The organism is Burkholderia sp. SIMBA_051 (genome assembly GCF_046534915.1).
Lineage (GTDB): Bacteria > Pseudomonadota > Gammaproteobacteria > Burkholderiales > Burkholderiaceae > Burkholderia > Burkholderia ambifaria.
Map to the genome: position 1 here is coordinate 804616 of NZ_JAWRXS010000001.1, position 24705 is coordinate 829320.

The 24705-nt window shown below is 65.2% G+C and carries 22 protein-coding genes; 9 read left to right on the forward strand and 13 right to left on the reverse strand.

The window, feature by feature from the left end; all coding sequences use genetic code 11:
* The first annotated feature begins 17 nt into the window (after positions 1–17).
* Positions 18–740 (forward strand): HAD family hydrolase, encoded by a 723-nt coding sequence (locus SB771_RS03545; protein ID WP_175705238.1) that lies wholly within the window; start codon positions 18–20, stop codon positions 738–740.
* A 676-nt stretch (positions 741–1416) separates the two neighbouring features.
* Here the strand turns inward: SB771_RS03545 and SB771_RS03550 are convergent.
* From SB771_RS03550 to SB771_RS03575, 6 genes are all read right to left on the reverse strand, one after another.
* On the reverse strand, positions 1417–1815 hold the full coding sequence (locus SB771_RS03550; RefSeq protein WP_175662344.1) for a hypothetical protein: 399 nt from the start codon (positions 1813–1815) through the stop codon (positions 1417–1419).
* Between the two features lie 257 nt (positions 1816–2072).
* Complete coding sequence (locus SB771_RS03555; protein ID WP_175662345.1) at positions 2073–2513, reverse strand: DUF6756 family protein; 441 nt, start codon at positions 2511–2513, stop codon at positions 2073–2075.
* Between the two features lie 14 nt (positions 2514–2527).
* Complete coding sequence (locus SB771_RS03560) at positions 2528–7369, reverse strand: polymorphic toxin type 47 domain-containing protein (RefSeq protein WP_175662346.1); 4842 nt, start codon at positions 7367–7369, stop codon at positions 2528–2530.
* Between the two features lie 42 nt (positions 7370–7411).
* Positions 7412–10225 (reverse strand): type VI secretion system Vgr family protein, encoded by a 2814-nt coding sequence (locus tag SB771_RS03565; RefSeq protein WP_244096736.1) that lies wholly within the window; start codon positions 10223–10225, stop codon positions 7412–7414.
* A gap of 133 nt (positions 10226–10358) precedes the next feature.
* Positions 10359–10976, reverse strand: coding sequence for a glutathione S-transferase family protein (locus SB771_RS03570; protein ID WP_175662347.1), 618 nt, complete (start codon positions 10974–10976; stop codon positions 10359–10361).
* A gap of 74 nt (positions 10977–11050) precedes the next feature.
* Entirely contained in the window at positions 11051–11419 is a 369-nt protein-coding gene (locus SB771_RS03575; RefSeq protein WP_011660219.1) for a YciI family protein, read from the reverse strand.
* Positions 11420–11501: 82 nt separating this feature from the next.
* Between SB771_RS03575 and SB771_RS03580 the strand changes: the two genes are divergently transcribed.
* Complete coding sequence (locus tag SB771_RS03580; RefSeq protein ID WP_175662348.1) at positions 11502–11969, forward strand: MarR family winged helix-turn-helix transcriptional regulator; 468 nt, start codon at positions 11502–11504, stop codon at positions 11967–11969.
* Positions 11970–11999: 30 nt separating this feature from the next.
* On the opposite strand, the gene SB771_RS03585 is transcribed toward SB771_RS03580, so the two are convergent.
* Entirely contained in the window at positions 12000–12593 is a 594-nt protein-coding gene (locus SB771_RS03585; RefSeq protein ID WP_175662349.1) for a TetR/AcrR family transcriptional regulator, read from the reverse strand.
* A 119-nt stretch (positions 12594–12712) separates the two neighbouring features.
* Between SB771_RS03585 and SB771_RS03590 the strand changes: the two genes are divergently transcribed.
* On the forward strand, positions 12713–13768 hold the full coding sequence (locus SB771_RS03590) for a saccharopine dehydrogenase NADP-binding domain-containing protein (protein ID WP_175662350.1): 1056 nt from the start codon (positions 12713–12715) through the stop codon (positions 13766–13768).
* Complete coding sequence (locus tag SB771_RS03595) at positions 13755–14522, forward strand: isocitrate lyase/phosphoenolpyruvate mutase family protein (RefSeq protein WP_175662351.1); 768 nt, start codon at positions 13755–13757, stop codon at positions 14520–14522. The genes SB771_RS03590 and SB771_RS03595 overlap by 14 nt, the downstream gene beginning before the upstream one ends.
* 173 nt (positions 14523–14695) lie before the next feature.
* Here the strand turns inward: SB771_RS03595 and SB771_RS03600 are convergent, their stop codons facing one another.
* Positions 14696–15916, reverse strand: coding sequence for an MFS transporter (locus SB771_RS03600; protein WP_175662352.1), 1221 nt, complete (start codon positions 15914–15916; stop codon positions 14696–14698).
* Between the two features lie 70 nt (positions 15917–15986).
* Between SB771_RS03600 and SB771_RS03605 the strand changes: the two genes are divergently transcribed.
* Positions 15987–17021 (forward strand): AraC family transcriptional regulator, encoded by a 1035-nt coding sequence (locus SB771_RS03605; protein ID WP_175662353.1) that lies wholly within the window; start codon positions 15987–15989, stop codon positions 17019–17021.
* A 71-nt stretch (positions 17022–17092) separates the two neighbouring features.
* Here the strand turns inward: SB771_RS03605 and SB771_RS03610 are convergent, their stop codons facing one another.
* Positions 17093–17260, reverse strand: coding sequence for a hypothetical protein (locus SB771_RS03610; protein WP_165752471.1), 168 nt, complete (start codon positions 17258–17260; stop codon positions 17093–17095).
* A gap of 76 nt (positions 17261–17336) precedes the next feature.
* A complete protein-coding gene (locus SB771_RS03615; RefSeq protein WP_175662354.1) occupies positions 17337–19241 on the reverse strand; it encodes a DUF3857 domain-containing transglutaminase family protein in 1905 nt (634 codons plus the stop codon).
* A gap of 331 nt (positions 19242–19572) precedes the next feature.
* Between SB771_RS03615 and SB771_RS03620 the strand changes: the two genes are divergently transcribed.
* From SB771_RS03620 to SB771_RS03630, 3 genes are all read left to right on the forward strand, one after another.
* Positions 19573–19758, forward strand: coding sequence for a hypothetical protein (locus tag SB771_RS03620; protein ID WP_006749647.1), 186 nt, complete (start codon positions 19573–19575; stop codon positions 19756–19758).
* A gap of 114 nt (positions 19759–19872) precedes the next feature.
* The gene (locus SB771_RS03625) at positions 19873–20151 is read left to right on the forward strand and encodes a hypothetical protein (RefSeq protein ID WP_244097808.1); all 279 of its coding nucleotides are present in this window, start codon (positions 19873–19875) and stop codon (positions 20149–20151) included.
* Between the two features lie 65 nt (positions 20152–20216).
* Entirely contained in the window at positions 20217–20375 is a 159-nt protein-coding gene (locus tag SB771_RS03630) for a hypothetical protein (protein ID WP_006749645.1), read from the forward strand.
* Between the two features lie 113 nt (positions 20376–20488).
* Here the strand turns inward: SB771_RS03630 and SB771_RS03635 are convergent, their stop codons facing one another.
* Both SB771_RS03635 and SB771_RS03640 read right to left on the reverse strand, forming a co-directional pair.
* Entirely contained in the window at positions 20489–20809 is a 321-nt protein-coding gene (locus SB771_RS03635) for a DUF1840 domain-containing protein (protein WP_175662387.1), read from the reverse strand.
* Positions 20810–21042: 233 nt separating this feature from the next.
* Positions 21043–21231, reverse strand: coding sequence for a DUF3617 family protein (locus tag SB771_RS03640; RefSeq protein ID WP_175662356.1), 189 nt, complete (start codon positions 21229–21231; stop codon positions 21043–21045).
* Between the two features lie 430 nt (positions 21232–21661).
* On the opposite strand from SB771_RS03640, the gene SB771_RS03645 reads away from it, so the two are divergent.
* On the forward strand, positions 21662–22525 hold the full coding sequence (locus SB771_RS03645; RefSeq protein ID WP_105831642.1) for a crotonase/enoyl-CoA hydratase family protein: 864 nt from the start codon (positions 21662–21664) through the stop codon (positions 22523–22525).
* A 56-nt stretch (positions 22526–22581) separates the two neighbouring features.
* On the opposite strand, the gene pdeR is transcribed toward SB771_RS03645, so the two are convergent.
* Positions 22582–24585 (reverse strand): cyclic di-GMP phosphodiesterase, encoded by a 2004-nt coding sequence (gene pdeR / locus SB771_RS03650; protein ID WP_175662357.1) that lies wholly within the window; start codon positions 24583–24585, stop codon positions 22582–22584.
* Positions 24586–24705: the final 120 nt, after the last annotated feature.

The following is a 24705-nucleotide window of genomic DNA, read 5'->3' on the forward strand; positions in this document are numbered from 1 at the left end:
TGGTATCTTCCGTCGCCATGCACCTGACCAACGTTTCCGCCATCTCGTTCGATCTCGACGACACGCTGTGGCCGTTCGGACCCTCCGTCGAACGGGCCGAAGCGTCGCTGCATGCGTGGCTGCTCGCGCACGCGCCCGACACCGCGCGCGTGCTGCCCACGTCGCAGGCACTGAACCAGTTGCGCGACGAATACGAACGCTTGCGGCCGGATCTGGTCGGCGACTATCGTGCGTTGCGCATCGGCTCGATCCGGCTTGCGCTGGAACGCGCGAACGAAGACGTCACGCTAACCGACCGCGCATACGACGTGTTTTATGCCGCGCGGAACCAGGTCGAGTTCTTCGACGATGCATTTTCGGCGCTCGCGTGGCTGAGCGCGCGCTTTCCGCTGGTCGCGGTGACGAACGGCAATGCGGACCTTCGGCTGACGGGCGGCGGCGAGTTCTTCCGCGAAACGCTCAGCGCGCGTGCGTTCGGCTTCGCGAAACCCGAGCCGGAGATTTTTCGTGCGGCCGCCGCGACGCTTGGCGTGCCTGCGGGGGGACTGCTTCATGTCGGGGATGATTACCACCTCGACGTCGTCGGCGCGTTGAATGCGGGGCTTCAGGCGGCGTGGGTGGTGCGCAACACGCATCCGGACGGGGAACACGTTCGGCAACGAGCGGCTTCCGCACATCTCACGCTGCGCGACCTGTCGATGCTTTGTCGAGCGCTCGGCGGGCCCGGCGAGGTGTCGTAGACATTCTTAAGACGATCGGCCTGATCGAATCCTTCGATATGAATCGCCTGCTGTTCGGCAGCGTAGCACCCATACCGTGCAACACGTCTACCAAACTCGCATATCGGGGCGACAGAAACCCGAAACAATATCCATTAGCTCAAGAATCACCATCTGCCCGGATCACCGCTAACCTCGCTAACTACAAGGGCCGCTAACGCGGCCCTTGTAGTTAGTTACTGCTTGATGCGAAACGCCTCTTGCAGCGTTACTTCATCATCCCAATCCCCATCTTCGAAGCATCTAACAACCCTACTGCTCAATGCTCCTTGCAATAAATTGTACAAATTGGGCGATCTAAAATTAACTTCCAGCCATAGTGCTCGATCACTCTCTTTTGTCAACCTAGCATCATACTCAGCCAACGTCTGTAGGCCCCGGTCCTTCAGGCAGACTTCCTGAGCTTGCGCTTTGACACAGGCGTCACTGGACTTCAGTGAATCGATGACAAGCTGCGCTGAGGCAGCGTCGTCAAACACCAATCTATATTCGTAACTCATGATCCGTGCGGCCTCCCTCGAACGGCTGGCAGATCCGCAGGGTTACGGGACCAATGTGCGTTGGATCCGGTGATACAAGCACCTCCGCTGGAGCGCGATATAGTGCTCGAGTAATGCCTCCAAGAATATACTGCCGATCATGATCGGTTATCGAGATTGTACTTGGCGACTCTAGAAACATCCTCGTCCTCATCATCCGCAAGCCTTCTGACTACTGAAATAGGAGTCCTTTTATTCGAAGCGATGCCCTGCCGAACGATCGCATCAAGATCCCTTGACAATATATCAAATAATTCATCAGATAATTTCCTCTTCACGGCAATGAAACGGCGAACATCAGGTTCAAATTTGCAAAGCAACGTCAAGATCTCAAGCGGAACCGTCTTGTTATAAGCAACCCATTTCCTGTATTCCGGGAATCTATCAATAATATCTTTCCACACTAAAACAGGAGCATCGTCAGTCGCAGCGCGATCATACTCCTCCTTGATAGAACTATCTCGCAGCGCGACAAACTCTTCAGCAGAGTAAATCATTTCGGCTCCTTGAATTTCAATCAATCCTCTTCCCGGAATCGCTCTGATGCTTATTCATTTAATTACCACATACATCTCCACCCTCCATCCATACACCATTTTTATCGCATAATTTCCAGGCCTGTTTCCATGCCCCGTTTATCCTTCGGACCACCATATTCCTGTACTCGGATCTCGCACATACTCAGCGTACTCGACGCCAGGGACGTGTAGTACGGTTTGGAACAATCCTGCCATTGCGGTCAAATCCCCCTTCATTATCGTCGTACTGCGTCGGTCATGCTGGTTACGAACAGCAAGTCCCCGTGATCATTTTCCGCAAGCATCCACGAGAAGTCTTTGGGGACTACGTAATACTCAAAGAACCGACATTCTTTTATAACTTCGGAGATCGCCTGAATTGGAGCATCGAAGATAAACTTTTCCTCGTCACCCTCATCCACTACAAACCATACGTCTCGCGTCGAGGAAGGAGCCAACTCAGCAAGATGCAAGTAGCCACTATCGTCTTCATACTGAAATACAATTGGCTTCTCTTTTAAACTTGTCCACCAAGCACGCGGATTTCCATCAACAAATATGCCGTGAATTTTTCGTAATAGTGCTTCCCTATTGCTTGGCTGCTGATCACTCAGGCCGCAATTCTTCAGTGCAATGGATAGTTCAGCCTTGAAATCGTCGGCATCAAGATTTTCCATTACTAGACACCTCCTCACAGCTTTTGGTCGGGCCTATGGGGATGTTGTGGTCCCTCATAAGTAATATTTCCGCGCTGACACCCGCATCCTCGTTTGCCAGCAGTCTGCCATCCAATGTGGGGTTTATCGTGGCCTTGCGCCGAGTCCATATCTGCATGAGGTGCGTCATATGCTACTTTGGCGCCACCTGCACCTTTGAACTCAACAACGGTACCTGTTACTGGATCCATTTTCGAGAACGCTACGTTCTCTGGATTAGTCATTCCCGCCTTTTCAAACGCCCCCCGTCTAGCCGTATCGAAATCAGGTGCATTGGAAACCGTAGCGAGCCCTAGGGGATCGACCCACTGTACTGGATTCGGCGCGTATTGATAAACGTTGACGCCTCCTTGCAGCCCGATGGGGTCTTTCGACACGAACCGCCCAATATCCGGATCGTAATACCGATACCGGTTGTAATGCAGCCCCGTCTCTTCATCGTGATACTGCCCCTGAAACCGGATCGCATTACCCGCCTCATTCGGCTCCGGCGTCTCCCGCCACACCATCTTCTCACCGCCCCACGCCCGATACCGACCCAGCCACACCACCTTCCCCGCGTCATCCAGCAGTTCCTGCGGTGTCCCCAGATGATCGTTCTGGTAGAACAGCGTCGCATGCCGCGTCTTGGCCGGCACCTGAACGAACCGACCGTCCGTGCCCGTTGCAACGAACGCCGCCTCCACCAGCGTCTCGTCCAGTCGTGCCAGCGGCACGAACGTGCCCGGCTCGTGCAGGTACAGCGACGCGCCCTGCCACTGCCGCCGCTCGCCGAACGTATGGACCCGCTGCGCCACCGGCACCGAGTACGCATCGTCCGGATCCTCTCGTACCACCTGCGGCGCGCGATGTGCGAGCGGATCACGCTCGCCCAACTGCGGCGGCGGGACGTGGAACCGCTCCTCCATCAACAGCACGTCGCCGTCCCACGTGAACACCGTTCGATCGACGCTACCGTTCTTGCTCGCCACTTCCTTCAACCGGCGACGGCCGAACGCGTCATAGGTGAAGCTCACGCGTAACTCCGGGCGCACCGTGCCCGGTATCGACGTCACGCCGCTTTGCGTCCGCTCGATCCGGTCAACCTCATTCGCCGCCGGCGGCTTCGCGTAACGATCGGCCCGTTTGAGCCGGTTCGCGGCATCGTACTCGTACAGCCACGTCACCCCACCCGGTTCAGTCTTGCGCACCAGGTTGCCGTTCGCATCGTGATCGTAGCGTGTGCGGTTCAGTTCCTTCAGCACATTGCCGACGCACTTCGGCAGCGCGTCGTACCAACTGGTCAGCGCATTGAACTCCTCAGCGATCCCCAAGCGCCTCGCGAGTTGCTCGTCCGGCAATCGTTCGCCCGGATGGGCGTCCCACCACGCGCGATCCTGCGCCATCTGCCGCTGCATCCGCGCCGTGACAGACTCGATCGTTTCCTCGCTCGGGCGCGGCGGGATATTCTCCGGATCCACCGGATTGCCCGCCGGATCGAACGCAAACACCTCCTTCAAATCCAGCGTCGTCGCCTTCAACAAACGCCCGGTGGGATCGTATGTGTAATCCGTGACGCCGCGCGTGCGGTCGTCGATGCGCGTCAACTGGCCCGCCGCGTCGTAGCGCAGCTCCCGCCCGACGATCCAGTCTTTCGGTAACGTCCTTTGTACGTCGTGACGCACGATCATCCGTTTCAGCCGGCCGAGCGGATCGTATTCGCGCCGCTGCTCGAAGTGCCGATATTGACGGCGGGTCTCGCGATGCAGCGCGTCACGCTCGAAATCCACCAGCGGCTGACCGTCCAGCAGTACGCCATGCAGATGACCCGAGCCGTAGCGCAGCCAGTCGATCGTCCGCGTATTCGGCAGTTGCGTGCGGATCCGGTTGCCGAGCACGTCATATTCATGCCGGGTCACGGTCGTATAGGCACTGTCGGTATCCGGGTAGATCGTCTGTTCTTCCGCGATCAGGTTGTCGGCGTCGTCATAGTGCAGGGTCACGCGACTGCCGTAACCCTGCGCGGTTGTCAGCCGACCACGAGCGTCGTAATAGAAACGCTCGATCACCTGAGCGCGACCGCTGGCGCCCTTCAGCTCCCGCCGCGTCAGGCGGCCGAGCGGATCGCGCGCGTAGCTCGTGTCGATATCACCGGTCTGCGAGCCGATCAGTTGCCCCGTGTCGTCCCACCGGTAGCGAGTCGTGCCGCCATCGAAGTCCGTCTGCTCGGCGAGGCGCCCCAACTGGTCGTAGCTGAACCGCATCCGGTCGCGGTTCTCGTTGGTCAGCGTGTCCAGCCGCCATTGTCGGTCGTATCCGTACGCCAGTTCCCGGCCTGCAGCGTCCTTGCGCCAGATCGGCTGCCTGCGCGCGTTGAACATGTATTCGGTGGTCTGGCGTGCGCCGTCGCGGTACGTGCGCAGGTTGCCTTCGCCGTCCCACGTGAAGCGCTCTTCGGTGCCATCCGGATGCGTGACGCTAGTGACCTGTCCCCGCGCATCGCAGCTGTACAGCGTAATGTGCCCCGCGGCATCGGTGACCCGCGACAGATGACCGCGCTCGTCGTATCCGTAGTACGTCGTGTGGCCGGAGCAGTCGGCCGCCTCCGCCAGCCGTCCTCCGTGGTCGTAGCGAAAGCGCTTCACGCCGCCCTTCGGGTCGGTCAACGACAGCAGCTCACTTTGAGCGCCCCATGCGTAGCGGGTCGTGCGACCTGACGCATCCGTCACCGAGACCGGGCGGCCGAGCGGATCGTAGTCGGTTTGGGTGACGCGGCCGTCCGCGGTCGTGACCGTGACGGGCAGACCGGCAGCATCGTATTCAGTGCGCGTCGTATTGCCGAGCGCGTCGGTTTCGGCAGTGAGGCGCCCCTGCGCGTCATAAGCGAAACGTTGCGTGTGACCCAGCGCGTTCTTGGTGCCGACGAGACGGTTCTGTTCGTCCCATTCATAGGACTCGGTCGAACCATCCGGGTGTTCGACCAGCACGATCCGGTTGTGGAAATCGTAGCGGTGAGTGGTGGCATGACCGTCCGCATCGGTGACCTTGGTGTACCAGTGTTCACGGTGGTACGCGAAGCGCGTGTCGTCCTGGACGTGCTGCCCTTCGGCGCCGTACCAGGTGCGCACACAGCGCGCATCGGCCGGCGCCGGCACGCCTTCGCGTCGCCCCGGCCAGTCCCACGTCAGATTCGCGGGATTGCCGTTGAAGTCCGTATAGCGCGTGAGCAGGTGCTGCTCGTACGCATACGTGCGCCGGAAGCCGAGCATGTCGACGTGGCCGATCAGGTCGCCTTCGGCGCTGTACGTGTAGTGCGCGAGTGCTTCGTTCGCGAGGCCAGGGACGCCCGCGCGGTAGATCGCCGACACCCGGCCGTCGACGTAGTCGATGCGAATCGCGTTGGCCACGCCGTCGCTGATCGTCGTGAGTTCACCGGCTGCGTTGTAGGTGAAGCTCAGGCCGAGGCCGTCGCGGTTCGTCCGGGAGATGAGACGGTAGCGAGCCGATGCAATGAAGCCATGCAGTTCGTAATCCTCTCGACTGCCGTCGGGATAGCTCAGTCGAATGTGGCGCCCATCCAGCCGCGTCACCGCGAACTGTTCGGCCGGCACCTCCAGCGATTCCCCCATACCGACTGGCGGCAACGGCACCGCCCGGCTATCGGGATCGAAGAACGTCAACGTTCCATCCCGTTCCTCCAGCGACAGGTGATACGCGCTACTCCAGCGCGCGCCCAGCGGGCTCCCGTCGTAGGCCGCGAGGCTCGACCGGTAGCGTCGCGTCCACACGATCGGCACGACGCCGTCGAGCACGAAGTCGGTCTGCTCGAGGTTCTCGTCGCCCATCGCGTAATTGACCGGCTTCGGGGTCGTGGTTTTCGGGCACCCGCATCCGTTCTTCGCCGGCAGCGGGCTCGGCGCCGCGCCTTTCTGCGTCGAATCACGATGCTCGCCCGGCTTCCTGTGCGGCTCGCGCATCGTGCCCGGCGCGGCCTGCGCCACATGCGACGGTATCCTGCGTGCCTTGCGGGCCTTGATCTCCGCGGCGATCTGCCCGGCCATGAACAGCAGACTGCCGGCTTCCTCCACGCTGCCGAACGCCCGGTCGAGCATCGGCCCCGTGTCGCGATCGAACGCGTCCAGCCACGCGACGATCGCGTCGCGCTGCCCCGAGACCTCGAGCAACTGGTCAATGCCAATGAGCGCGATCTCCTCCGTCGACGGCACCCACGACAGGAAGCCCGTGTTCTTCTTGACCCGTCCCATCTGCTCGGCCACGGAGACGGGATCGAGCACGAAGCGGCGCACCGTGCGCGAGGCTTCGCGCACGCCTGCGACGATGTCGGTCTTCCATTTCGCGAGGGACACGTCGAGTTCGGCCATGAACGCAAGCACGTCGCCACCGGCCGTCGCCCAGAACAGGTCGACCAGCACCGCCGCGCCCGCGCCCTTCGCGAACGCGAGCAGCACCTCCTTGACGACCGCGCGCGCCGGTCGCGTCGCATTGCCCGCCGCCGGCACAACGCCGATCGCATCGATCGCGAGGATCCCCCAATTGAGCACCTTCCCGGTGCCGCCCGGCTCGCTGCAGATCCGGTAGATATCGACGCCGACGTCGTACAGCGACATCGCATTGCCGACGAACGGCACCATGTACAGGCACTGCACGAAGATTTCGAGGCCGTGATTGCCGACCGATTCGGCGTCGGCCGGGATCAGCGTCGGAGACGTCCGGGGCGCGGGGACCGGACCGACGATGACGCGCCGTGCTTCGGCATTCTGAAGAAGTGCCTTCGGGATCTGGCGCTGAGGGATGGAAGGTGCGGCGGTTCCGGTCATGGTTGTTATCTGTCTAGAACGGGAAAAAACGCGGAGCGTGAATCAACGCGACACGGTGGTTTTGACGAGCGCAGGCGTGACATCCGATACCGAGGCCGTCGCACGATTGGCAGCGGCATTCGCAACCGGCTGCCCGACCGGTTCGAGTGCGGCTCGAGCAAGCGCGGCGCCATCGCCTTTCGCGACGCCGGCAGCGGCGCCGGATGTTGCCGCCCCGATGGAGGCAGCCGCATCCAGTCCTTGCCTGACTGCGTCGCTTTCCGGCACCGCCGCCGCCATCACGGGCCCGACGAGACTAGGCACCGCCTGGCCGGCATCGCGACCGACCGCCGCAAATAGCGCCGTTCCTTTCGGGTCGACCCACTTGCGCGCCTTATCCTGAATATCGTGGTCTTCTTCGAGGTACTCGACCGCGCCGCCGCCGCGCGGCACATTCGCGACCGTGCCCCTGCCGTTGGCATCGAGCCGGCCCTCGCGCCACGAACCATCCGGAAACGTCACGCGATACGGTGCGTTCCTGACTGGCTCGCCATTCGGGTACGCATGCCAGAGTTGCATGCCGGTTTGTTCCTGTTCAGGCATCAGCGGCAACGCCTGCCTCAGCGTCGCGGATGGCCCGACGCTCAATTGCCCTTTCACCCGGATCTCGCCCGCACTGCCGATCTCGACGATTCCGCCTTCGAGCTTGATATAGGCACCACCGCACATCAGCGTCAGCGCCTTCTGCGCATTCAGCGTCACCGCATCCGACGTGCTCTCGATCGTCACGCCCTTCAGCGCCGTGAGTTCGAGCGCGTCTGCCTGCGCCTGCACGTCGACCTTGCCGGCGCCCGCGTACAGCTTCATCCCCTGCGCATTCGCATACATCGATACCGCATTGCCGGCCGCGACCGTGAAATTGCCGCCGATCGCCGCATCCGCATTGCCGCCCGTCGTCGTGAACAGATGTCCGCCTGCCGCCAGTTGCATGTGCTCGCCACTGGTGATCGCCACGCCGTGTGGCGCAGACGCGAGCAACACAGCCGCTTCGAGATCCTTGATCTGCGATTCGAGCAATGCCTGCTGTGCGTCGCATGCGGCCACCGTTGCTCGAGCCTTCTCGACCGCTTCGGCCAGGCTGCGCATGCGGGACCGGGCCGCGTCGAGCTGCTGGCGGGCCGCCGTCATGTCGAAAGCCTGTCCGCTCGCGTTCGACTGGACATCGGCCGTCAGGAACAGCCCCTTGCCCGCACGCAGTACCCCGCGTTCGTCGGTCCTGACCTCGAACCCTTCACCGCGCACCGCCTTCCGGCTGTCGACGAGATAGCCGAGATTGACCTGAGTCTTGCCGCCATAGTCCGTCGACAGCTTGATGCCTTCGCGTCCTTTCCGATCCTCGAAACGAAGCTTGTTGTTTGCCCGCGTGCGGATCACGTTGCGCGTATTGAATTCGTCCCGGCTCGTCACCAGGTCGGTCGCCTGACTGTGATGATGTGCGTACGCGATATAAGGCCGATTCGGATCGCCCCCCACGAATGCAACCGCCACCTCCGTATCGGCGAGCAGCGGGAAATGGAAGCCTGTCTGGTTGTCACCAGCGAACGGTTTGGCCAGCCTGAGCGGCACGGATTCACCACCTGCCGCCCAGTCGTCGAAGTCGAAATCGAATCGTACGGTGTAGAGGCCAGCGCTCGTCAGATGCGCATAGGGCGAAGTATCCGGCGCCGTGACGCGCGCCGACAGCGTGCCGGCGATTGCCGGCCAGCGCCGTTCGTCGAGCTTCAGGCGGAACGGCCGGCCACTGGGAATCGCGTCGAACGTGTTGATGTACGACGCATCCCGGCCGCCTTCGTGACGCACGGCAATGATGACGATCCCGTGCGGCGCATCGGCCGGCTTCTCGTCGAGCTTCGCGACGAGCCCCGGTGCGAAATCCACCACCGAACTCGTGCCGGAATACACGACCTGCCACGCAACCGCGGCTTCGTGGCGCAACTGCGCTTCGTGCCGGGCTTCGTTGCCGTCCAGATGATGCGTGCCGAAGACGTAATGCCGGCCCCACGTCGTCGGATCGTCGCGAACGATATTCACTTCGGCATTGAAGCGGTCGTAGGCCTTGTCCGGGTTGTAATCGGCAACCTTCACCGACTGCGGAATTGTTTCGCTCAGCGACTCGAGCGACAGCACGGCTTCGTGACCGGTTTCGAGTCCGCTTGCCTCGCGATACGGAATCACGACATCCGGACGATATGTGTAGGCATCGACGTCGTCGCCGAAATGCAGTTCGTCGCCATGCTGCCCGGCACGGAAAAAGCAGAACAAGCCCGTCTGTTCCATCAGCAACCTGATGTAGTCCCAGTCGGACATCCGGTACTGCATGCGGAACGCGAGACGCGGATAGGCGCGCCGCAGCTTGAACGAGAACTGATGGGAGCGGAATTCGTGCCGCCTCAGGATCGATTCGATGATCTCGGGCACGGACTGCTGCTGGTAGATGCGTGATGTTTCGACGAGACGCAGGCGAGCGACGAATGGCTCGACAACGATGCGATACGACACGAAATCGTGGGTCTTGCGAATCTGGCCGAATGCGGTGATGCAGCCGGCGAAGGTACGCAGCGCATCGGCGGCGCCGGCCGCTCCTGCCGGCTCGATCGTGAAGATCGCCGGGCGATTGAGATAGTCCGGACGCGCGAGCGGAGCCGGGCTGGTCAGCGTCAGGTCGATTCGATAGGGCTCGCCGAGCCGCTCGCCGAGCGCGAACGACATAATCGACAGATCCTGCGCCCGAGGCGCCCCCGGCACCTCCAGGAAATACGACTGACGGCCGGTTATCCATTGCGCGAGCGCACCGTGCGCACTTCGTTGTCGAGCCATGTTTTTCTCTCAGCCACGGATTTTTTTGTGGAAGCTGAGGGATAAACGATGGCCACGTTCTCGTCCAGCGAATGGCAACAGTTCGCAACAATGTTCGTGGTTGACCCGCAGTCAAGCCGGATCAACCACCCGCTCACGCCGCCTTCCGCGCCTCCGCAATCCGCTGCGGCGCCTTCGGCCGTGCATACAACCGTTCGAGATACGCGCGCAGTTGCGGGAACGGTTCGATCAGGTTGCATTCGCTCGCCCAGTCGATCAGATACGCCGTCACGCAATCGGCCACCGTCAGCGTATCGCCGACGATGAATTCACGCCCTTCGAGATGCTTGTCGAGAATCACGGCCATCGCGTTGAAATCCTCGCGCGCCAGTTCGATGTCGGCCGGCGAGCGCTTCTCGGGCGGATAGATGAACGTATGCCGCGTGATGCGCCACAGCGGCTGCTCGAGTTCCGTCACCGCGAACATGATCCACCGATAGGCGTCGGCACGCCGCGCAAGATCGACCGGCAGCAATTGCTTCTCCGGATACTTGTCCGCGAGATACAGCACGATCGCGGCCGACTCGGGAATCACGAGGTCGCCATCCACCAGCACGGGCACCTTCCCGGCCGGATTGAGGTGCAGGAATTCGGGCCGCTTGTGCTCGCCCGCGAGCAGGTTGACCGACACGAATTCGAAATCCGCGTCCAGTTCCTTCAGCCCCCACAGCGCGCGTTGCGTGCGGGTGCCGGCAAATCCGTAAAGCTTCATTGCAGTGTCTCCATCCAGATTGTCGGGAATTGGTCTCCATGCAGGCTGCGGCGCATGGTTCATGCGTTCATCGTTTACATACCGGGCACCGCGAGCACCGGCATCACCTCGATCGTGTCGCCGGGGAACAGCGTGAAATGCGGATGGCCTTCGAACAGCGCGGCAGCAGCGTCGTGCGACGCGGCGCGCACGACGGTAAAGCCGCTCAGCGCATTGGCGGTGTCCGTGATGCCGCCCTTGCCGATGGATTTGGTCTTGCCGAGCGGCCCGCCGAGCTCGACGATCGCGTCACGATGCCGGTCGACCCACGCATGCCACGCGGCAATCCCTTCCTTCTCCCGCGTGCGCCGCTCCTCCTCCGGTAGCGCCATCCACGCCTTCATGGCCGGGCTCTCCTTGCTGCCGAGGAAAACCGCGAGATACAACTGCTGTTGAGCACTCATGCTTCCTCCGTCCGATCGCGGGAACGACGGGTTGCCGCTCCTCGCCCTTGACAAGATAGGTTGATATCAACACAATTGCAACATGGCACGCAATGAAAAGCTTCCTTTCGAAACGACGCTGATGGTGCGCGATTGCTGCCTGTGCCTGCACATGCAGCGCGCGGCGCGCAATCTCGCGCGCATCTTCGACGATGTGCTGCGTCCGCTGGATCTCACCAACGGCCAGTTTTCGCTATTGATGTCGCTGAACCGGCCGAAACCGGCCGCGATGAAATCAGTCGCGTCGCTGCTCGCGATGGATCGCACCACGCTGACCGCCGCGTTGAAACCGCTCGAGCGGCGCGGGCTGGTCACGATCGTGCAGGATCCGGACGACAAGCGCAGCCGCCTGCTCGAACTCACGCCGGCCGGCCATCGTCTGCTGACCGACGCGTTTCCGCTGTGGCAGCAGGCGCACGCCGAGATCGAACAGCCGTTCGCGGCCGGAGAAGTCGATGTGTTGCGCGATCAGTTGCGCAGGCTGTCGGAAGATCCGGCCACGCGCGGCTGAAGCCGTGCGCGGCCCCGCACTACCCGCGCTTCACTTCCTGCCCTTCGTCGGCATCAGCAATTGCGCGAATTCCTGCAGGAAGCGCACGGGGCCGTGCGCGTGCAGTGCGTGCCCGCTGCTGAGCGCGCCGTCGATGACGGTCGCGAGCCGCAGCGCGTAAGTCTGCGGTTCGTCGATCCCGATCGCGCTCGCCAGTTCCGTCAGCCGGCGCCGCAATTCCTGCTTGTGCGCGACGGCGACCTTGCGGGCGGGATGATTGCCGTCCGCATACTCCGCGGCGATGTTGATCTGCGGACAGCCGCGATAACCGGGCCGCTCGATGCGCTCGCCGATCCACTGCAATTGCGCATCCAGTTCCTCGCGCGGCGTGCGCCGGTAGCGCGCGGCCACCGCGTCCCAGTGCGCCCAGAAATCCGCATCCTCGCGCAGCAGAAACGCCTCGATCAGGTCGTCCTTCGTCGCGAAATGCCGATACAGGCTCGTCTTCGCGACGCCTGCCTGCGCGACGATCAGATCCACGCCAACCGCCCGCGTCCCTTCCCGATAGAACAACGCGCTGGCGGTTTGCAGAATGCGCTCGCGCGTATCGGGCGCGCTCCCCTTCGTGTGTGTTTCCTGTTTCATCCAAGCCCGGCCGCCGAGGGCCGCCTGTCCCGCAAAAGTGCATCCGATGATAGCACCGCGGGGTTGACGGCGCTACAGGTCTGTACTATAAAACAAACCGGTCTGTATCGGAGTGGGTCATGAATGGTCGAATGACGGTTGCAGTGTATGGCGCCACGGGTCACACCGGGCGATTTGTCGTCGCCGAACTGGAACGGCGCGGTGTCGGTGCGATGCGCATCGGGCGCGATGCCGCGCGGCTCGCGCAAGGCGGCAACGACGCGGCGCCGTGGCGCGTCGCGTCGGCAGACGATCCGGCCGCGCTCGACGCCGCCTTGCGCGACGCGCACGCGGTGATCAACTGCGCGGGCCCCTATCTCGATACCGCGCTGCCGCTCGCCGATGCGGCGTTGCGCGCCGGTATCCCGTATCTCGACCTGACGGCCGAGCAGCCGTCCGTTCAGACGCTGACCGAGCAGCGCGATGCCCGCGCACGCGCCGCCGGTGTGACGCTCGTGCCGGCCGCCGCGTTCTACGGCGGCCTGGCCGACCTGCTGGTGACGGCCGTCGTCGACCCGCACCGGCCGATCGAGCGCGTCGACGTCGCGACCGGCCTCGACAGCTGGCATCCGACACGCGGCACACGCGTGACCGGCGAGCGCAATCACGCGATCCGGCTGATGCAGAAGGACGGCAAGCCGACCGCGGTGCCGACGACGGCCCGCGAGCGCCGGTGGCCGTTCCGGTCGCCGCTCGGCGACGTCGACATGACATTGCTGCCGTTCTCGGAAGTGATGACACTCGCGCGTCATCTGCGCATCGATACGATCGAGTCCTGGCTCGCGACACTCGCGCTGCGCGATATCCGCGATGCCGGCACGCCGCCGCCGCAACCGGTCGACGCGCTCGGCCGCTCGGCGCAGCAATTCGTGATGGACGCCATCGTCGTGCAGAACGGCATCACGCATCGCGCGAGCGCGTCGGGACGCGACATTTATGCGGTCAGCGCGCCGATCATCGTCGAGGCGACGGTTCGCCTGCTGAGCGGCCGTACACTGACGTCGGGCGGCGTACGCAGCCTCGGCGAACTGTTCGACGCGCGCGATTTTCTCGCGGCGCTCGACACTATCGACGTATCGTTCGATACGATCACCGATCGGCATTTCAACCGGAGGGACGAGCATGAGTCGCAATAAGAAGGAAAAAGCCGCGTATTTCCGTTCGCTTCATCGCGCGGGCGAGCCGCTCGCGCTGTTCAACGTGTGGGACGCCGGCAGCGCACGCACGGTGGCCGACGCGGGTGGCGTCGCGCTGGCGACGGGCAGCTGGTCGGTCGCGGTCGCCAACGGGTTCGCCGACGGCGAGCAGATGCCGAAAGCGCTCGTGATGGAAGTGCTCGCGCGAATCGCGCAAGCAACCGACCTACCCGTCACCGTCGATCTCGAAAGCGGGTACGGCGAGCGGCTGGAGGACGTGGCCGACACGATCGCGCGCAGCATCGAGGCCGGCGCGATCGGCTGCAATCTGGAGGACAGCTTTCCGGCGACGGGCGAACTGCGCACCGTCGACGACGCGGCCGCGCGCCTCGTGGCGGCCCGGCAGGCGGCCGATCGCGCGGACATCGGCTACTTCATCAACGCGCGCACCGACGTGTTCTTCAAGGCCGCGGCCGACACGCACGACGAACGGCTTCTGGACGACGTGCTGACCCGCGCACGCGCGTACGCGGCGGCGGGCGCTGACGGCCTGTTCGTGCCGGGCCTGCAATCGCCGGCGCTGATTCGCGCGCTGACGGCCGCGTCGCCGCTGCCCGTGAACATCATGCGCGTGGCCGACACGCCGACGCTCGCCGAACTCGCGGAATACGGCGTCGCGCGCATCAGTCACGGGCCCTACCCTTACCTGCAGGCGATGAAGGCGCTGGCGGCGGTGGTGAAGCAAGGCGGCTAGGCGCTGCCCGGGGCGGACAGCGGACAGCGGACCGCGGACGATTACATCCGATGCAATTGCCGTCCCACGCTTCAGGTGCCGCGCCGCCATTCCCGCGGCGCGCATTGCAACTAGCAACTAGCAACGAGCAGCGGGCCGATGCGCGATCGCACGCGCCGGCCCGCTGCGATCCATCATTCGGCCAGCGCCCGCGCGACGCCTACCCGCTTCGGCACGCCGGTCACGATCGTCGCGACCGCGACGGCCAGCACCGCGGCCGCGCCCAGGAACACGCCGCCCGCGCCGTTCGCGCCGTTCGCGTCGAACACGACGCCGCCGGCCGCCGCGCCCGTCGCGATCGCGAGCTGGATCGCCGCGACGATCAGCCCGCCCGCGCTTTCGGCTTCATCGGGCACGGTGCGCGTGACCCACGTCGACCAGGCGACCGGCACGCCGCCGAACGCCATCCCCCACAACGCGACGAGCACCGCGTCGATCATCGGCGCGCGGCCGAGCGCGACGAGCGCGATGCCGAGCACGACCATCAGCGCCGGCATCCCGATCAGCATCGGCCGCAGCCGGTGTTCTAGCACGCGGCCCGCGAGCGACGTGCCGACGAAGTTCGCGATCCCGTAGCCGAGCAGGATCGCCGACAGCCCGTTCACGCCGACGCCGGCGACCTGCTCGAGGAACGGCCGCAGATACGTGAAGAACGCGAAATGTCCGGTGAACACGAGGATCGTCGCGAACATCCCGAGGCCGACGGTCGGCCGGCGCAGCACGTCGACGAGCGTGCGCAGCCGCGTCGTGCCGCTCGGCGGCATCGACGGCAGCGTCATCACCTGCGACACGAACGCGACGCCGCCGAGCCCGGCCGCGATCAGGAACACGTTGCGCCAGCCGATCAGGTGCCCGAAGTAGCTGCCCATCGGCGCCGATGCGATCGTCGCGACCGCCACGCCGCTGAAGATGATCGACAGCGCGCGCGGCACCATCGCGGTCGGCACGAGCCGCATCGCGGTGGCCGTCGCCATCGTCCAGAAGCCGCCGAGCGCGACGCCGAGCACGACGCGGCCGATCAATAGCGTCGTCAGGTCGGGCGCGAACGCGACCGCGAGATTCGAGGCGACGAGCAGCACGGAGAACGCGAGCAGCACGCGCCGGCGGTCGATCGTGCGCGTCAGCGCGGAGATCAGCAGGCTCGTGACGAGCGCCACCGTCGCAGTGGCCGTGACGGCCTGGCCGGCCACGCCTTCGGTCACGCCGAGGCTGTCGGCCATCGGCGTGAGCAGGCTCGCGGGCAGGAATTCGGCGGTGACGAGGCCGAACACGCCGAGCGTCATCGCGAAGACGGCACCCCAGGCCGGGGCGCGGGGAGCCGCCGGGGCGGCGGCAGAGGAGATTCCGGGATTCATGCGTCGTTCCGAGTGAGATAGGGAAAATACTGATGACGGCCTATCGTAGGGAACCACGGCAGGACGGTCTATGACATACAATCCGTTCTTATTGATCGATCGTCCGAATCTCAAAATGGCCGAGCCCCTGCTTCCCGACGTGCCCGCCGTGCACGACCTCGTCAGCGAGCTGCTGCTGGGCATGCGCCTGAGCGGCGTGCAGTACCGCCGGATCCAGGTGCCGCGGCCGTTCGGGCTGAGCTTCGGCCATGCGCCGGGCCGCGCGCAGTTCCATTTCGTCGGGCGCGGGCCCGTGCTACTGCGCGACGCGGGCGGCACGACGGTGCGGCTCGAGGCCGGCGATGCGATCCTGCTGCCGCACGGCGGCACGCATGCGCTGGTGTCCGATCCGGATGCGCCGTGCCGCGAGATCGGCGGGTTCGAGGTCGCGAAGATCTGCGACACGGTCGCGTCGGTGGCCGCGACGTCGTGCGCCGCGGCGGAGCCGGCCGCCGGCGACGCGCTGATCTTCAGCGCGTGCATGGAGCTCGATCTCGGCGGCATGCAGCCGCTCGTCGGGACGATGCCGGAGTTCATGCACGTCGGCACGCTGCTCGCGCGCTACCCGGAAATCCGCCCGATGCTCGACGCGATGGAGCGCGAATCGTGCGCCGAACGCGCGGGCTTCGCGGGCATCCTCGCGCGGCTCGCCGACGTCGTCGCCGCGTTCATCGTGCGCGGCTGGGTCGAGTGCGGATGCGGCGACGCGACCGGCTGGGTGCAGGCGCTGCGCGAGCCGAAGCTCGGCCGCGCGATCGTCGCGTTGCATCGCGATCCGGGGCGCAACTGGAGCGTGTCGGAACTGGCCGCCGAAGCGGGCGTGTCGCGCTCGGTGTTCGCGGAGCGCTTTCTCGCGGCCACCGGGATGACGCCCGTGCGCTACCTGACCGAGCTGCGGATGCGGCTCGCCGCGCAATGGATCGCACGCGACCGCGAGACGATCGAGGCCGTGGCGTACCGGCTAGGCTACGGGTCGCTCGCCGCGTTCAGCCGGGCGTTCAAGCGCGTGGTCGGGCGGCCGCCGGGCGCGGTGCGCGCGGACGGCGACACGCACGCCGACGTGTAACGCGTCACGCACAACGCGGGCCCGGGCGAACGCCTGTCGAGTCGCTCCGGCTTCGCCTGCGACGATTCCGCTCAGCCGCTGCGTGCTTCCAGCCGATCGACCAGCGCCGTCGCGCATCGCACGGCCAGCGCCGCGCACTGTTGCGCATCCACCGGCGCGCCGCTCATCATCGCGCCCTGCACGATCCGGCCCAGCAATTCCTTCGACAGGTCGGCGATTTCCTCTTCCCGCTTCGTCATGTCCGTCTCCCGCGCGTCGGCCGAGTCCGGCCGCGCGTCCGATCGTGCCGAGCGCCGCGTGCGCCGCGCCCGGCGTTCAACGTTGCCTTGCCCGCACGACGATCTGCGCCTGCGTGTCGCGCTCGATGCGTTCGAGCGACGCGCGCAGCGCCGTGAATTCGTCGGGCGTGCAGACCTGCCGGCCGAACGTCGCCGTCATCCGGCGCGTGACCTGCACGACGTGCGCGGCCGCATCGAATACGTAATGCGACGTGAAGTCGATGAAGCGGTCGTGCACGGCCGTATCGGTCGGCAAGTCGGTCACCGCGACGCCGGGCGGCAGCGCGATCTGGCCGGTCTCGTCGAACGTGCCGCCGAGACATACCCACGGCTGCATGCGCACCGGTTCGGCCAGCCACCCCTCGACCTGCGTCGCGATGCCGCCCGTGACGCTCGACAGCGCGGGCACGGCGGTCGTGCCGTCCGGCCACACGACGTGATCGAGCGTGCCGTCATACGTCACGTCGAACGGCCCGTCCGTCGCGCGGCGATCGCCGGTCGCGATCCGTGCGCGGCCCCGGAGGCCGCTTTGCCTCAGCCGTTCGTTCGCGAGCTGCCGCACGCGCTCGGGCGGCGTGCGGCGAAACAGCGTGCGTTCGAGCTCCGCGGTCCAGCCGTCGTCCACGACGAGCGCATGAAACCGCGCGGCACCCGGTTGCGCCGCATCGATCTCCACGCGCGCGGTGCGGCGCTTCGGCTGCGTGGCCGGCGTACGCGACAGCACGCCGGTGTCGACGAGCAACGCCGGCCGGTCCATCACGATCGGCGGCAGGTAGCCGAACGCGATGCCGCTCGTCGTGGTGTCCGCGTAGAGGCCGAGGCCGGGCAGCCACGTGATCGCGTGATTGATCGCGCCCGCGCCGTAGCCGGGCACGGAGGGCAGCGCGTACACGGAGCCGAGGTTGATCAGCACCGGTTCGCTGCGGATGCCGACCGCCGCGAGCAACGCGCCGAACAGCGCGACGTGGTCCTTGCAGTCGCCGTAGCGGTTGCGCAGGATGTCCGTCACGCGATGCGGCGCGGCGGCCGTCTCGCCGAGAAAAATCGCGACGTAACGCACGTTCGCCTGCACCCAGTCGTACAGGCGGCGCGCCTTGTCGTGCGGATCGGCGACGTCGGCGGTGAGCGCGCGCGCCAGCTGGACGACGGCCGGATCGTTCGCGCCCGGGTCGACGGCCGCGTTGCGGTAGCGCGCGGCGAACGCCGCATAGTCGGGCAGCGTCGACACCACGAGCCGGTCGCCGTAGGTCGGATAGCCGACCGAGCCGCTCTCGATGCGGTCGTACGGGCCGTGCCGGTACGCGAACTCGTAGCGCGTGCGGCCGTTCGCCGTGACCGGCGGCAGCGCGACGTAGCCGCGCGCGTCCGCATGCAGCGGCATGTCGGCCGGCACGTCGAAGATCAGCCGCTGGTTCTCCACCGGCTCGCGCGACGGTTCGACGTAGTAGCCGAAGTAACCGGCGTTGACGGGCTTCGTGCGCGCCTTGCGGAACGCGATGCGCGTGCTCGACCCGGCCTCGACGCCCGGAAACACGACGGTGCGCAGCAGGCCGTCCTGGAAGGTCGGCGCGCCGGCCGAACGCGGCTCCTGGACGTCGCGGATGCCGTCGGGCCCGACCGGATGCGCGACGCCGCCGCGATCGATCGTCTCGGCCGCGACCAGCTCGACCTTCTCCAGGTTCTTGTCGAACCAGACGTAGCGCTGCGCGATCGCGTCGATCCCGTTCGCATCGTTCGCGCGCAGCGTCGAATCGTCTTCCTCGTCGAGCGAGCCGTCGTGCTGGATCACGAATAGGTGGACATCGCTGACGAGCGTGACGGGCGCTTCGTCACCCGAGTCGGCCAACGCGGGACGCGCGAGCACGGCAACGGCGACGGCCACCGCGAACGCGGCGGCGCGGCCCGGCAGGCGGCCGGTCGCTCGGAACGGAAAACGCACCACGTCGAAGCTCTCCGCGCGTTCGTGTTCATGTCGGGACGCGACGGGCACGCATTCGCGCGCCGCGCCCTGTCGTTCAATTCAGTGTGGGTGAGGTGCCCGCGAGCGTCAAGCCGCTGGGCGGCCGGCCACGCCGCGGCGCAACATGCGGGCGAGGAAGTGCGGCACGCGGGATGCAGGGGCGTGGGGGCACTTTCACGATCTGCTCCGCGCAGGAGCGCTTTTTATATCACGTTGTGACATATAATTCAGGCAGTGAAAACGTGCGTGCGACGTTGCCGAAACGAATGACGATCCGGTGCATTCGACACGCCTACATGGGGAAGGAGACATCATGCTGATCAACAACGATTTCGAAATCGGTTATCTCGTGATCGCGTTCGCGCTGCTGGGCGTGATCCTGATCGGTGCGCTGCTCACCGCGCTGCATCTTGAGCGGTGGCATCCGAAGCTGGTCGGCGCCGCGATCGGCGCGCTGCTCGGGATTGCGCTGATCGAAGCGATGCCGATGCTGACGTGAACGCGGCGCGGCACTCGTTCGTGGGCCCCCCGCGTGCCGGCACGTGCTGGTTTGCGGCGCGGGGTCGGAACGGGTGGTGCCGAGAAGGGAATCGGGATGGAGTCGTCGCTTTCCGTGTCCTACCATCAAGATGAGAGCCGCGCGGAAGTGCGGGTCGATCCGGTGGCCGGCGAAGGCTTCGCGCTCGGCGTGAAGTACCCGCCGCGCGCCATCATGTGCTGGCGCGATGGCGGCGGCGGCCGGAGCGACGCGCATCTGCTCGATCCCACGCACCACGTGGTCCGCAACGACGCGGATGCGTGCGGGGTCGCGATTGCACTGGCCCAGCGCTTCAACGCTGGCGCGATGCCGGCCGCGGCCGGCGCGACGCGCATCTGCTCGCCGGACTCTTGATGCCCATACCGGCCGGCTAACGCCAGCCGATGGCATCCCTCGCTCCCCAACCTGCCGGAGGCGACATGGAAAACGGTATCGTCGCGACCATCCTGCTGCTCGCGGTCCTCATGTTCGCGGTGCTGTTCTTCGCGGAACAGCGCAGCCGAGAGCGCATACGCGACCGGCTCCTGCACCGCCCGTCGCGGCGCTCGGCACGCTCGCATACGCACCACCATTCGTAAGCGGAAAGCGCTCCGCGCAAAAAAATCGGCCGACGGTATGGCGTCTTGCGACGCCAGGCCGTCGGCCTTGCAGCGGAGGTCTGGTTCCCGGGCAGCCGGCGCGCGTCGCGCGCCTACACACTCCACATCACGTGACCGCCCTGTTCGTTGGCCGCACGCATCATGTCCAGCAGCGGCCACGCGCGTTGCGCGAGCCCGCCCGCATGCGGCGACAGTTTGCTGCGCAGCGCCTGCGGTGAACGCTCGTGCGCGCTTTCCCGCGCCACGTCATCCGTGATCGCCAGCTCGAGCCGCGCGATCGCGCCCGGCAATTCGTCAGTGGAAATCACTCCGCGGACCTCCAGCCCCTTGCCGACGAGCCCCAGCAGGTACTCCGCCAGATCGCGCAACATGACGATGTCCGGTGCGGCGGCGGATCGGAATGTAACCATCATCGTCGTTTTTCCCTCGTCATTGTCGCGAGATCGTGCGGCGATAGCAGCCACCGATCGCGGCGAGGTCTGTGGCCATCCTCCGTTCTTCTCAATTGACGATTCGCGCAGTCGGGTTCGTTTGCGGCGTAGAGACTGAATGGCACGAAGGCCTGCTTTTATTTTATGTCGCGTTGTGATGCATTCAAGTTTCGGGCGCGAGTACAGCCGTATGTGTGGGTCGTGACATCGGCGCGTCAGCAACAATCGCCGACGCACTTGCCGCGCGCCTGTTCGTTCGCGCAGGTCAGCGCGATCTTCAGCATGGTGTCCGAGTTGTTCGAGTTCGTGATCGTGCATTCGACGTTGTCGCGTCGCAGCCGCAACTCCATCCTCTTCCGCAGATTGTTCGCGCCCGTGTCGGTCACGCATCGGGTCAACGCCATGCGGTAGCGGCGGCGTCATCCTCCAACGCTAACCGATGCACAGTCGCTGCACCAGTCCGCACATTCCATGAGATGTGATCGACGGCGCGGCGTCGTTTTCATCGCGTAAACGACCGACACGCCACACGTCTCCGGAACGGCATGCGCGCGCCGATTGTCGCCGCATCGTCACACTTCCGTGCCTCCACTCCCCGACGTCCTCCCGCCAAGCGATCGCATCGATCGCATCGATCCCGCCGCTCGCATCGTCCACACGTCTCACATCGACCGCGATACCCCTCCTCGTCCCCGTCGTGCGTTTTTCCCCGCATTTCGGCTTTTGTGTGCGCGCAACAATGGCGGTGCCTCGCGGCCGGCGCCGTGCGGGGGCAGTTGTCCACGGCGCCGGCCGCGGCGCTCTTTGCAAAACCACATCTCACGAGGACATACCATGCAACTCCAATCTCATCCGGCGTGCCGTCCGTTTTACGAAGCAGGTGAACTCACGCAACTCACCGCGTTCTACGAAGAAGGCCGCAACATCATGTGGATGATGCTGCGATCGGAGCCGCGGCCGTGCTTCAACCAGCAACTCGTCACCGACATCATCCATCTCGCGCGCGTCGCACGCGACTCCGGCCTGCCGTTCGACTTCTGGGTGACGGGTTCGCTCGTGCCCGAGCTGTTCAACGTCGGCGGCGACCTGAGCTTCTTCGTCGACGCGATCCGCAGCGGTCGCCGCGATCAGTTGATGGCCTATGCCCGCTCGTGCATCGATGGCGTGTACGAGATCTACACGGGCTTCGGCACCGGTTCGATCTCGATCGCGATGGTCGAGGGCAGCGCGCTGGGCGGCGGCTTCGAGGCCGCCCTCGCGCACCACTACATGCTTGCGCAGAAGGGCGCGAAGCTCGGCTTTCCCGAGATCGCGTTCAACCTGTTCCCGGGCATGGGCGGCTATTCGCTGGTCGCGCGCAAGGCGGACCGCGGGCTCGCGGAATCGCTGATCTCGTCCGGCGAGGCGCATGCGGCCGAGTGGTACGAGGATCGCGGGCTGGTTGACCAGACGTTCGACGCGGGCGACGCGTATCTCGCGACGCGCACCTTCATCGACGTGACGAAGCCGAAGCTGAACGGCATCCGCGCGATGCTGCGCGCACGCGAGCGCGTGTTCCAGATCACGCGTTCCGAGCTGATGGACATCACCGAGGAATGGGTTCACGCGGCGTTCACGATCGAGCCGAAGGATCTCGCGTACATGGAACGTCTGGTGATGCTGCAGAACCGGCGCGTGTCGAAGCTGCGCACGGTGTGATGTGAATGGAGCGCGCCGCCGCGTGGCGGGCGGCGCGCTCCGTGATGCGGGCAGGCTCAGGCGATCAGCCTGAGCTTTCTCGTTTCCGCGAGCCAGCCCTCGAACGCCTGGGCCGGCATCGGCCGCGCGAAGTAGAAACCCTGCGCGTAGTCGACGTCGACCTGCTTCAGGAACTCCGCTTCCCCGGGCGTCTCGACGCCTTCGGCGACGACCGCGAAACTCAGCGCCTTCGCGAGCGACACGACCGAGCGCACCAGCGCCTGCGAGCGCGGATTGCGATCGATGCCCGTGATGAAGCTGCGATCGAGCTTGATCGAATCGAGCGGCAGCCGCGACAGTTGCGACAGCGACGAATAGCCGGTGCCGAAATCGTCGAGGTGAATCTTCGCGCCGAGCTGGCGGAATTCCTTCATCAGCTCGTGCGCCGTTTCCTCGTCCTCGATGAAGCTGCTTTCGGTGAGCTCGATGTCGACGAGGCTCGGCTTCAGCCCCGCGCTGGCAAGAATCGATGCGAACTGATGGACGATGTTCATGTCCTGCAGCTGCCGCGCGGACACGTTCACCGCGATCCGCACGTCGAGCCCCTTCGCCTTCCATGCGGCGGCCTGGGCAGCCGCGGTGCGCATCACCCAGCGTCCGAGCGGCGCGATCAGCCCCGACTCCTCCGCGAAGTGGATGAACTCGATCGGCGCGACGAGCCCGCGATCGGGCGACTGCCAGCGGATCAGCGCCTCGACGCTGCGCACGTCGCCGGTCGCGAGGTCGACGACCGGCTGGTAGTGCAGCACGAACTGCTCCTCCTCGAGCGCCTTGCGCAGGTTCGTGTCGAGCCACATGTACTTCGCGACCTTCTGGTTCATCTCCAGCGAGAACACGCGGTACGTATGCTTGCCCTCTTCCTTCGCGACGTACATCGCGGTGTCGGCGCTGCGGATCAGCGTTTCGAGCGAATCACCGTGCTGCGGATACATCGCGATGCCGATCGAGCAGCTCGTGTAGATCTCCATCAGCCCGAGGTGGATCGGCGTGCGCAGCCGTTCGAGGATGATCTGCGAGGTCGCTTCGAGCAGCGGCCGCGTGCCGTGCTCGAACAGCACCAGGAATTCGTCGCCGCCGAGCCGCGCGAGCGTCGCCCCGGACGGCAGGCAGCCGCTGATGATCGTGGACACGTCCTGCAGCAGGCGGTCGCCGGTGATGTGCCCGTAGTGATCGTTGACGCGCTTGAAGTTGTCGAGATCGAGGAACAGGATGCCGACCTGGCCGCGCATGTCGGTGCGGTCGGCGGCCAGCGCGGCGCCGATGCGCTCGCTGATCGCGTGGCGGTTCGGCAGGCCGGTCAGCATGTCGGTGTTCGCGAGTTCGGTGAGGCGCTGCTGCGCGTTACGCTCCTCGGTGACGTCGATGCCCGAGCAGATCAGGTACTGCTCGTCGGCGCCGCTGCCGCTCTGCACGAACTTGTTGCGGAACTGGAACAGGCGCGGCCCGTTGACCGTGTTGATGTAGCGCTCGACTGCGAACGAACGGTTGCTCGCGAAAAAGCCGGTGATGTTGCTGCGCGACTGCGCGCCCTGCTCGGGGCTCATGAACAGCTCGAACGCGCTGCGGCCGATCACGTCGACCTCGCGCTTGCCCGTCACTTCCTCGCACAGGCGGTTGAAGCGCTGCACCATGCCGTTGCGGTCGAGGATCACGACGAGCGAATTCACTTCGGACACGACCTGCTCGGCGAACGCGAGCCCGTGCGACAGGTCGGTCGCCACCGACGCGGTATCGGAATAGGCGGAGGCCGTGCCGGCCCAGTTCGACGTATCGACCTTCCGGCCGACCAGATGGAGGCTGACCGTGTCGCCGAACAGCGCAAGGTCGAGCACGAGGTGCGACGTGACGCCGGTGAGCGCGCGAATTCGCGCGGCCTGCTCGCCGGTCAGCGCCACCGCGACGTTGGTCAAGCCGCGGACGGCCGCCAGCTCGAGCGCATTGCTGTCGCTGCCGAGACGCCAGCAGGGGCTGCGCGTACCGACGTGCGCTTCAAGCACCTCGCTATCGTTTTCGTCATCCATGGACACGCCCCGATCCAGAAAAAACGCACAGTGTAGACGGAGGCGAGTTGGCTGACCCCAATTCCCGGACGCGCAGCGCGCGGATCCGGCGGGGCAGTCGTAATGGCCGTGACAGCGGCC

Coding starts and splice junctions, on each gene's coding strand:
- SB771_RS03545 (WP_175705238.1), top strand. CDS start 18: ATGCACCTGACCAACGTTTCCGCCATCTCGTTCGATCTCGACGACACG.
- SB771_RS03550 (WP_175662344.1), bottom strand. CDS start 1,815: ATGATTTACTCTGCTGAAGAGTTTGTCGCGCTGCGAGATAGTTCTATC.
- SB771_RS03555 (WP_175662345.1), bottom strand. CDS start 2,513: ATGGAAAATCTTGATGCCGACGATTTCAAGGCTGAACTATCCATTGCA.
- SB771_RS03560 (WP_175662346.1), bottom strand. CDS start 7,369: ATGACCGGAACCGCCGCACCTTCCATCCCTCAGCGCCAGATCCCGAAG.
- SB771_RS03565 (WP_244096736.1), bottom strand. CDS start 10,225: ATGGCTCGACAACGAAGTGCGCACGGTGCGCTCGCGCAATGGATAACC.
- SB771_RS03570 (WP_175662347.1), bottom strand. CDS start 10,976: ATGAAGCTTTACGGATTTGCCGGCACCCGCACGCAACGCGCGCTGTGG.
- SB771_RS03575 (WP_011660219.1), bottom strand. CDS start 11,419: ATGAGTGCTCAACAGCAGTTGTATCTCGCGGTTTTCCTCGGCAGCAAG.
- SB771_RS03580 (WP_175662348.1), top strand. CDS start 11,502: ATGGCACGCAATGAAAAGCTTCCTTTCGAAACGACGCTGATGGTGCGC.
- SB771_RS03585 (WP_175662349.1), bottom strand. CDS start 12,593: ATGAAACAGGAAACACACACGAAGGGGAGCGCGCCCGATACGCGCGAG.
- SB771_RS03590 (WP_175662350.1), top strand. CDS start 12,713: ATGAATGGTCGAATGACGGTTGCAGTGTATGGCGCCACGGGTCACACC.
- SB771_RS03595 (WP_175662351.1), top strand. CDS start 13,755: ATGAGTCGCAATAAGAAGGAAAAAGCCGCGTATTTCCGTTCGCTTCAT.
- SB771_RS03600 (WP_175662352.1), bottom strand. CDS start 15,916: ATGAATCCCGGAATCTCCTCTGCCGCCGCCCCGGCGGCTCCCCGCGCC.
- SB771_RS03605 (WP_175662353.1), top strand. CDS start 15,987: ATGACATACAATCCGTTCTTATTGATCGATCGTCCGAATCTCAAAATG.
- SB771_RS03610 (WP_165752471.1), bottom strand. CDS start 17,260: ATGACGAAGCGGGAAGAGGAAATCGCCGACCTGTCGAAGGAATTGCTG.
- SB771_RS03620 (WP_006749647.1), top strand. CDS start 19,573: ATGCTGATCAACAACGATTTCGAAATCGGTTATCTCGTGATCGCGTTC.
- SB771_RS03630 (WP_006749645.1), top strand. CDS start 20,217: ATGGAAAACGGTATCGTCGCGACCATCCTGCTGCTCGCGGTCCTCATG.
- SB771_RS03635 (WP_175662387.1), bottom strand. CDS start 20,809: ATGATGGTTACATTCCGATCCGCCGCCGCACCGGACATCGTCATGTTG.
- SB771_RS03640 (WP_175662356.1), bottom strand. CDS start 21,231: ATGGCGTTGACCCGATGCGTGACCGACACGGGCGCGAACAATCTGCGG.
- SB771_RS03645 (WP_105831642.1), top strand. CDS start 21,662: ATGCAACTCCAATCTCATCCGGCGTGCCGTCCGTTTTACGAAGCAGGT.
- pdeR (WP_175662357.1), bottom strand. CDS start 24,585: ATGGATGACGAAAACGATAGCGAGGTGCTTGAAGCGCACGTCGGTACG.